The following is a 9,111-nucleotide window of genomic DNA, read 5'->3' on the forward strand; positions in this document are numbered from 1 at the left end:
TTTTGCCTTTACTTCGGATTCTATAAATTCTGTTCCAAAGCCCGAATAGCCTGCATCAAGAGAGCCGCATTGCGGACACTGCTGCTGCGGCGTTGTGCTCCAGCCGCAGTAATGGCAGCGAAGGCGGTTTTCTGCCTTGTGGTAGGTAAGGCTTACAGAACAGTTTTTGCATTTTAACTCAAATCCGCAGGAGCGGCAGCGGTAAAAATGGGTAAAGCCGCGGCGGTTTAAAAACAGAATTGTCTGTTTTTTTTCCGCAAGGGTTTTATTTATTTCGTGATCGAGCTCGCGGGAAATGCAGAGTGTGTCGGCGGGCTCGTTTTTTAGGTCGATTGCTTTGATTTGAGGCATTTTTCCGCCGGCCAGACGTTTTGAGAGAGTGTGCCTGGCGATTGTCTTTGTGTTCATAAGATACCAGGCTTCAACGCTCGGCGTCGCCGAACCCATTACAAGAGGAATTTTCTGTTTTTTGCAGCGGTACATTGCAACTTGTCTTGCATGGTAGCGCGGNNCGTCGATTATTATAAGGCCGAGGTCTGGAACTGGCGCAAAGACCGCGCTTCGCGCGCCGATTACGACCCGCGCTTCTCTGTTTAAGATTCTGTGGTATTCGCTTAATTTTTGGCTTGGGGTTAGGCCTGAATGAAGAACAGCCGCCGTCTGGCCGAATCTTTTTACGACTGCCTCGATAACCTGCTGTGTAAGGCCTATTTCCGGCACAAGGTAGATTACGCCTTTTTTTTGATCAAGGATTTTTTGCGCGCATTGAAGAAAAACTTCCGTCTTGCCTGTGCCTGTCGGCCCGTAAAGATAGTGAAGGTTTGTATTTGCCTCTGGCGAAAGAATTTCTTTTACGGCTTTTTCCTGTTCTTCGCTCAAGACAGCCGCTTTTTCCGAAGAAATTTCATCTACGAACGAAAATCCTCCGGCATCGGTTTCTCGTTTTGCAGAAGGAAGCATGGCGCTTACAGCTTCGCCGATTGCGCAGATGTAATATTTTGAAACCCAGAATGCAAGTTCGATCAGTTCCGGAGTTAAAAGCGGTTTTTCGTCAATAACTTTTGTGATTGGACGGATTTTTGATTCTTCGACTGGAAAATCTGGCGGAAGGTTTTCAAATTCGTCTACGACGCATCCTTTTGTTTTTCGTGCTCCGAATTTTATTTCAACCCTGCATCCGATTCTAGAAATTTCGGAAGGTTCTATGTTGAGGTAAGTGAATGTCTGGTTTAAGGGAACGTTTAGCGCAACCTGAAGATATTTTGCCATTTTTTATTGTTTTATATATGGAATATATTGGCTTTCGTAGCCTGGGTTTAATTCAAGCAGTTTTGTCTTAAAGAATTTCAAGTCTTCCCATGCAAGTCTTTTTAGTGAATTGTCTCTTAAAAGAGCGCTTGGATGGTAAGTTACGCAGACGGGAATATTTTGATATTCAAAAAACTGTCCGCGAAGTTTTGTAACTCCAAATTCGGTCTTTAAAAGGTTTTTTGCGGCAACTGTTCCTACGCAGAGAATTGCCTTTGGTTTTAAAAGCGCAATCTGCGCCTGCAAAAAAGAAGAGCACGCATCTGCTTCTTCAGGATAAGGATTTCTGTTTTGAGGCGGACGGCACTTTACGATATTAGCAATGTAAACGTTTGAAATTCGGCTCAAATTGATTGCGGCGAGCATTTTGTCCAAGAGTTGTCCTGCTGGCCCTACAAATGGAAGCCCCTGCATATCTTCTTCAAAGCCCGGTCCTTCGCCGATTACAAGAACAAATGGAGAAGAAACCCCTGTTCCTGGAACTGTGTTGTGGCGGGTTTTTGCAAGCGGACAGCGTGAGCACTGCGCGATTTTTTCGATTACGTTTTGCATCGGCTGCGGCAAAATCTGATTTAAGCTTTTTGTATTTTCCTGTGGCTGAATTTTTTGTTGTGGCTGCTGTTTTTCCTGAGTGTGAATTTTTTCATCATCCTTAAAAAACGGAGCATTTTCGTCAAAACTTTTAGATTTGTAGCCCAAAATAGAATCTGATGCGGTTTTTAAAAGCGAATAAATCTGCTGTTTTTGTTCTGAAGTCATATAAAATAAGTTTATAGAATTCTCTGGAAAAATTCATCCGAAAAACATAAAATCTGCGGTTTTAAAGCATATGAAAAAAATTATAAAGAAAGGCTTGGCTAATTCCTGGCATATAAAACTGTCCGTCAGTCTTCATCTTGAAGTTGCCGTTTTAATTGAGTAGAATACAAGTTCTATGAAAATAGCAATGTTTACAGACGCCTATTTTCCGAGAATCAATGGTGTTTCTGTTTCTGTCAAATCTTTTGCCACTGAGCTTTCAAGAATCGGGCACGAAGTCTGCGTTGTCTGCCTCGAATATTCTCAGGAACAGCAGAGAAGCTCTTTTTTTAACGAAAAAGAAAGCGATGCGACTGCGCCTTTTAAAATCCTCCGTATTCCTTCAACCTCAGTTGTTTTTTCGAAGGAAGACCGCATTGTGCGTCTGAATACCTGGCACTATCTCAAAAAATCTCTTGATAAATTCGAACCGGACGTAGTTCACCTGAATTCTGAGTGGACTATCGGCTATTTGGGTTCTATTTATGCGCGTCACCGAAAACTTCCATGCGTTTTTACCTTTCATACGATGTGGGAAGATTATCTTTCAAATTACGTCAATTTTTTGCCTGATATAAGTCTTCGCAAAATCGGCGCAGGAATCGTAAAGTATTATCTTAAGCGCGCTGACGAGATAATTGCTCCAACTCAAAGAATTGCTTCTGTCGTTTCAAGATACGGAATAGACAAAACGCCGGATATTCTTCCGACAGGAATTCCCGAAGAAAAATTAAAATATTCGATAAAACGGGGAATGGCGGTTCGTTCCAGACTTTACTCAAAATGTCCAGGAATAAAAGGCAAAAAAATACTTCTTTTTGTTGGCCGCATTGTAAAAGAAAAAAACTGCGCATTTCTGCTCGATGTTCTGCGTGAAATTCAAAAAAAGAATAAAAAGACTGCTGTTTTGTTTGTTGGAAACGGTCCTTATCTTGAAGAGCTCAAGGAACTGGCAGAAAATCAAAAATTGGCAGATTCAGTTTTTTTTACAGGTTACATTCCCGGCGAGGACTTGATATATTTTTACAGAATGGCAAGCGTCNNGGGACTTGTTACTGTAGAAGCTATGTTGAGCGGTCTTCCTGTTGTTGCAATCGGAGAATTGGGAACTGTTGACGTAATGCAGGGCGATAACGGCGGATTTATGGTAAAAGACGATGTGAATGAATTCGCCCAAAAAGTCCAGCTCCTTCTCGAAGACCAGAATCTCAGAAAAGAAAAATCGCTCGAAGCTAAGTCTTGGGGCGCTAAATGGAAAATTTCTTCCTTGACGCCAAAGCTTGTCGAATGTTACGAAAAGGCTGTTGCCGTAAAAATTTCAGAAAAAAATGGATTAAAAAATGAATAAAAGCGTTATGAAAAAAATATTTTCAACTGTTCTCTTTTGCGGAATTTCATTTTTTGCCTTTGCCCGAGGAGAGCAGGAGCTTGTGGAAGCCGGACACTGGATTTACGACTCAATCGAAAACCTGTGCATGGAAAGCGGAATTGTAAATTTTGCTGATTCTGAGCCGGCTTCAATTTCTGAGCTAAAGCTTTATTTGCAGGAAATCGATTTTTTTAAGCTGAGCGAAGCCGGCCATGCAGAACTCAAAAAAATTCAGAACTATTTTGAATATGAGCAGATTGGCTTAAAATCCGACATCATAAACTTTGGAATAGAGCCTTCTTTTAATCTTTCTGTTTTTTATAAGACGAATGACGATATTGACTGGGTTTATGACAGATATGAGCGTAAGCCGTTCATTTTTGTTCCTTTAAATTTTACGGTTTCGGATTTTGTTGCAATGAAGATGGATATTCTTCTTGGAATGAATAAAAACAATGCCGTAAAAAATGACGTATATTCAAATGTTCCTCTTTCTGCGGATTCAATCGACATCAACTTTCCAGACAATGCATATTTTTCGATCGGGCACAGATTGACACAAAAGACAGGAGTTTCTTTTCAGATTGGAAAAGGCGCCAGAAACATCGGAAAAACGCTTACTGGTTCAATGATTTGGTCTGAATATCTTACCGGAGCTTCTTATGCCCAGCTTTCGGTTTATTCTCCAGACATAAAATACACAGGAATTGTAAGCCAGTTTAACGTTGACCGCTATATGTACGCGCATCAGTTTGATATAAGGCTTTTTAAGAAACTGACAATTACGGCGCTTGAGGGCGTTTTTGTAAATGCTCCTGTTGAACTGCGCTACTTAAATCCTTTTACGATTTTTCATGGAATGGCTCCGTGGCGTGAATATCCCGACGAGGACGATGATTCTTATGACAGGGAAAGCCATACCGGCGCATATCTTGGCATAAAGTTTCAGTTTGCTCCTGTTTCAAATTTAAAATTCTACGGTCTTTTTGCCATGACACAGTTTCAGACTTCTTACGAAACTTCAAACTATCCAGACGACACGACGCCGAACGCAATGGGCGGCCAGCTTGGAGGAAGGTATACGCTTCCTTTTTCAAAAGGACGTTTTACATTCGCGCTTGAAGGAAGCTATGCGCAGCCGTATCTTTACATAAAGGAAAGCCCGAACTGGTCCTTGGTCCGCACATACGCCGAAAACATGGGAAACAAAAAATATCCGTTCTACGAATGGATTGGTTCTCCTTTTGGTCCTGACACAATCAGCGGAGAGCTTAACATGGGATACGAAGTTCCTGAAAAATGGGCTTTGAACTTTATCTATCTTTTTATGGCAAGAGGCGAAATGTCCGGAACAAGTGTTTTTGACACAATGGTAGGTAGCGACGGAAAATACTTGTGGGGCGGAGTTCATACAAATGATAATGCTATTACTAATACAGGTGATGAGGATACTAAAGGCTGGTGTTATCCTGGAAGCAGCGGAAAAAATTCAGTTTTTCCATCATTAACTGCAAAGGAGCTGCAGTCGCTTGTAACTCCGACAGGAACTCCTGAGTTTGTAAACAGAATTTCTATCCGCGGAACGTACAATTTTTCGTCAAAAATCGAATGTGTCCTGCAGCCTTCCTTTGTGTTTATATTCAACAAGGGACACGAAGAAGGAAAAAAAGCCGCTGGACTTGAAGTTGCCGGAGCGTGTTCGATTAAATTGTAAATTGTTTTAAGCTGGAGATGTTTATTTAGCCAAAATGTCGGGTTTTGATAAGAACCGCAATTTGAGTGCCATTCCCGTGCTGACAAAACTGCCATTGCCGTAGTTGATGCCGCGATGTTTGCATAGCAAAACTGGAATGTTCTGATATAATTTTTCAAAACGAGGATTTTTATGAAAAAATTTTTTCTTTCTGCAGTTTTATTTGCAAATTTGTTCTGTTTGTTTGCCCAGGTCAGCGTAGATCCGACGGACAGATTTTATTCTCAGGCTCAGGGCTGGGAATTAAAAGGCTATATTTCGGCTCTTCCGCAGATTCGTCCTTATCCTTCAAACCTTATAAAATCTATTCTCGAAGAAGTTATAGACAAGGGCGACAAAAATGACCGCGAATTTGCGCTTTATGAATATGAAAGAATTTTCGGAAAGTCTTTAAATCTTTATGTTTCTGGCGACGGTGAATACAAGGCTTCTCAAGACCTGACGGAAGAAAACGACAAAGGCACAAAAAACGTAAAAGGCGAAGGCGGAATTGCCGGAGAAATAGTTTTTAATCCGTACATTTCTGTTGGCTACGACCTTGGAATGTATGCGGAAGCTACAGATTACGAAGATATTGCCCCTCTTTACAAAAACAAGGCTCCGGATTCAGTGTTTGACTCTTCAAGCATTGGCCCGATTGCCATTTACCTTGACTGGAACACAAACGTTGCTGTCGGCACAAATGAATATTATGCAATTGCCGGACTTAGCAAAATAGGCTACGGTTCATTTTTGAACGACGGACTTGCCCTTAACGACACTTCTTTTCATTCTGCAAACCTTATTATGAACGTAACCAGAAAAAAGTGGAGCTATTCTTCGGTTTTTGAAATTATTGGCGCAACGACGAACAATCCTTATAAATACAGCGACCACAGCGACGGAAAATACCTTTCATTTCATTCTATAAATTACCGCTTTAACGATTTTATCAATATTTCATATTACGAGAACATTGTTTTTGGCCCGAATATGAACATTTCGTATCTTTTCCCTGTTCCGTACATGCCGATTCAAAATATTGGAGGAGCTAATGACAATTTGCAAATGGGACTTGTGCTCAATATAAAACCGGCAAACGGACTTCTGTGGTCGACAGATATTTTTGTTGATGATATTGAAGTGAACGACATTGTAAAACTTAATTTTGACACAAAAATCCGCGTGGCAGGGCAGACAGGACTTGTTTTTGCTCCGTCAAACACAGCTTGCAAAAAAATCGGACTTAATTATCAGATTGTCTTGCCTTATGTTTATGCGCATTGGGAATACGGAAGCGACGATTCGGGAGAAATTTCCGGGGCTACTGCAAACCGCCAGAATTACACGAACGCAGGAGTGAATATTGGTTCCGCGCTAGATCCTAACTCCGACAAAGTTTCGTTTTATGCGGAATTTTCTCCAAAGCCGTTTATGAGATTTGGCTTTGCAACGAATTTTATCCGCCATGCAAATTCGGCGGAAGCATTTGACGATGATGACGCGGCGGAATATGTTCTTGCAAAAGAGGGCCAGTATGCGACAGACGGCTCTGCTTACATGCACCAGATGTTTTCAGACCCGGACGGAACTTCTGGAACGCACGTTGATCAGGCCTGGGAAAATCTCGGATTTATGACTTCTGACCACAAGATGGCTGTAATGCAGGCTGGACTTACAGCTGAGATTGACCTTCCAAAGACAAGAGGCGGACAGCTTACTTTTCTTGCAGGCTACACCTTTGAATATGTAAAAAATTCCGGAGTTAATAAAAATATTTATAAGGGCATTGGATTTGAGCCTTATACAGATAAAGATGATAAAGGTAACGAGACAACATATTATAGATTTAATGGAAAAAGTTCACTTACAAAAGACGAACTTTATGCAGCAGCTAAAGAAGTTGCCGCTAGGCAAAAAAGCGAATGGATTGAAAATTTAACCGACAGGGTAAACCACTATTTTACGCTCGGTTTTAGATATACGTATTAGAGCCGGGGCGTTGCGGGGTGTCCCCGCAGAGAGGGGAGCGGCTTACGAAGTTTGCCGCGAGGGGAGAGGCTTCTCCCCTTATAAACCTTAAAAAGTTAGACTTTCGAGAAAATTTATTTTTCCCTTGGAATCAAGACCGCATGGTCTTTTGAAAGTTTTTCTGTGTTTTCTTTTGTTCCCCAGTTTTGAGCAACAAATCCTGCGGCTTCAAATCTCATAAGCTCCCTGTTGTTGAACGCTTCTTCGATAAGAGAGTCGGCCTCGAGGCTGTTAAAAATTTTCCGGGCTTCGTCAAGCGGAGCGCGCAGAACTGGATGTTTTGGACTAAAAAGCACGCAGCAGTCTTCGTAAGGCAGAATTGAAGTTTCGTAAGTGCCGATTTCTCTTGCTGTCGCAATGATTTCTTCTTTGTCCAGACCAACGAGTGGTCTTAAAAGCGGAAGTCCGCAGGCAGATTCAGTTACAGCCATATTTTCGACCGTCTGGCTTGCAACTTGGCCGAGGCTTTCGCCGGTTATAAGGCAGTCAGCGCCGATTCTTTTTGCGAGCATAGTCGCAACTTTCATCATGCACATGCGGAGCATAAGAGTTGTATAATTTTCCGGAGATTTTTTTTTAATCTGCATTTGAACCTTTGTAAAAGGAATTGTGTTCAAGTGCAGTCTTATTCCATAGCCGCTTACAATTTCCGCAAGTTTTTCGACTTTTTTCTGGGCTTCCTCGGAAGTGTAAGGATATGAGTGAAAATAAACGCATTCAACCGTCATTCCGCGGCGAATCATCCTGTAACCGGCAACCGGACTGTCAAGGCCGCCGCTCAAAAGTAAAAGCCCTTTGCCTGAACAGCCGACAGGAAGTCCGCGGCAGCCTTTTTTTGAATCCGAGTAAACGTAAACTTTGTCGCGCACTTCCACAGTAAAAACAACGTCCGGCGAATGAACGTCTACGTCGAGAATTTTCTGTTCGTAGACTAGATTTCCGGCTTCGCGCATAATTCCGTAGCTGTCAAGCTCAAAGCTTTTGTCGCTTCGTTTTGCCTCGATTTTAAATGTTTTAGCACCGCGTTTTTTTTCTGATTCTGCAAGTTCCAGAACTTTTTTTTGAATTGATTCAATGTTTTTGCCGCAGACTTCGGCCTTTGCCCAGCCTGTAATTCCTGTCAAATGGTCAAGCGCAAATTCAACGGCAGGACAGGCGCTTTCATCACATTCAATATAAAGCCTGCCAAAATTCAAGTGAACTTTTGCTTCGACCGACAGAAGATAAGATTTAGCGTTTTGAACCAAAAGCTTTTCAAATGATTTTAAATTGGAGCCCTTCAAAGTAAGCTCGCCAAGTTTTCCCAAATATGTAACCATAAAACCAATATAACAGAAAAAAAAATCTTGTTCCATTAAAATTGTTCCGGTAAGGTTTTGAAGTTTTTTTTCAATTTTTATATCCGATTTTCAAACTTTGTGAAATCTTTTTTTTGCGATGTATTTTTTTGAATTTTGTGCTATTCTTCCGCAGTTACTTTTTTGATGTTTGGAAAACTTACGTGGCTCGCCGCTAACGCGGAGTTTTATAGGAGACATAATGAATTTAGAAGAACGCGCTCAAAAAGCGGCCGAATTAAAGGCGACTGGACAATGCAACTGTACTCAGTCGGTGCTGAAAGTTTTTGAAGACAGGCTTCCGCTTTCTTCTGACGATTTGATGAAAAGCGGTGCTGGTTTTGCCGCCGGAATGGGCTGTATGGAAGCCACATGCGGCGCCTTAATCGGAGCCGTAATGGTTGCAGGGTTTTTGACCGGAGGAAAAGGAACTTCAGTTGCCGCAAAAAAAATACTTTCTGACTTTAAGGAAAAATGCGGCGCAACTCTCTGCCGAGAGCTAAAAGGCCTTTCAACAGGAAAAGTTCTTTGCGAAT

General features: G+C 41.8%; 7 protein-coding genes. 4 read left to right on the forward strand and 3 right to left on the reverse strand.

The window, feature by feature from the left end; genetic code table 11:
* Both priA and B3Y13_RS03920 read right to left on the reverse strand, forming a co-directional pair.
* Positions 1–1,269 (reverse strand): replication restart helicase PriA (gene priA / locus B3Y13_RS03915; RefSeq protein ID WP_296692818.1); only part of this gene is annotated, 1,269 nt, incomplete at its 3' end.
* 3 nt (positions 1,270–1,272) lie between these two features.
* On the reverse strand, positions 1,273–2,067 hold the full coding sequence (locus B3Y13_RS03920; protein WP_296022752.1) for a uracil-DNA glycosylase: 795 nt from the start codon (positions 2,065–2,067) through the stop codon (positions 1,273–1,275).
* Between the two features lie 187 nt (positions 2,068–2,254).
* Here B3Y13_RS03920 and B3Y13_RS03925 point away from each other — a divergent pair, with 187 nt between their 5' ends.
* From B3Y13_RS03925 to B3Y13_RS03935, 3 genes are all read left to right on the forward strand, one after another.
* A complete protein-coding gene (locus B3Y13_RS03925) occupies positions 2,255–3,454 on the forward strand; it encodes a glycosyltransferase (protein ID WP_422664322.1) in 1,200 nt (399 codons plus the stop codon).
* Positions 3,455–3,461: 7 nt separating this feature from the next.
* Positions 3,462–5,189: a hypothetical protein gene (locus B3Y13_RS03930; RefSeq protein WP_296692820.1), complete on the forward strand. Its 1,728-nt coding sequence runs from the start codon at positions 3,462–3,464 to the stop codon at positions 5,187–5,189.
* 171 nt (positions 5,190–5,360) lie between these two features.
* Complete coding sequence (locus B3Y13_RS03935; RefSeq protein ID WP_296692821.1) at positions 5,361–7,199, forward strand: hypothetical protein; 1,839 nt, start codon at positions 5,361–5,363, stop codon at positions 7,197–7,199.
* A 113-nt stretch (positions 7,200–7,312) separates the two neighbouring features.
* On the opposite strand, the gene thiI is transcribed toward B3Y13_RS03935, so the two are convergent.
* Entirely contained in the window at positions 7,313–8,557 is a 1,245-nt protein-coding gene (gene thiI / locus B3Y13_RS03940; RefSeq protein ID WP_296692822.1) for a tRNA uracil 4-sulfurtransferase ThiI, read from the reverse strand.
* 220 nt (positions 8,558–8,777) lie between these two features.
* Between thiI and B3Y13_RS03945 the strand changes: the two genes are divergently transcribed.
* A partial coding sequence (locus B3Y13_RS03945) for a C-GCAxxG-C-C family protein (RefSeq protein WP_296692823.1) occupies positions 8,778–9,111 on the forward strand: 334 nt, incomplete at its 3' end.

The organism is Treponema sp. UBA7567, assembly GCF_002476655.1.
Taxonomy (GTDB): Bacteria; Spirochaetota; Spirochaetia; order Treponematales; family Treponemataceae; genus Treponema_D.

Excerpts from the sequence above, each read along its gene's own strand:
- B3Y13_RS03920 (WP_296022752.1), bottom strand. The coding sequence starts at position 2,067 with ATGACTTCAGAACAAAAACAGCAGATTTATTCGCTTTTAAAAACCGCA.
- thiI (WP_296692822.1), bottom strand. The coding sequence starts at position 8,557 with ATGGTTACATATTTGGGAAAACTTGGCGAGCTTACTTTGAAGGGCTCC.
- B3Y13_RS03935 (WP_296692821.1), top strand. The coding sequence starts at position 5,361 with ATGAAAAAATTTTTTCTTTCTGCAGTTTTATTTGCAAATTTGTTCTGT.
- B3Y13_RS03930 (WP_296692820.1), top strand. The coding sequence starts at position 3,462 with ATGAAAAAAATATTTTCAACTGTTCTCTTTTGCGGAATTTCATTTTTT.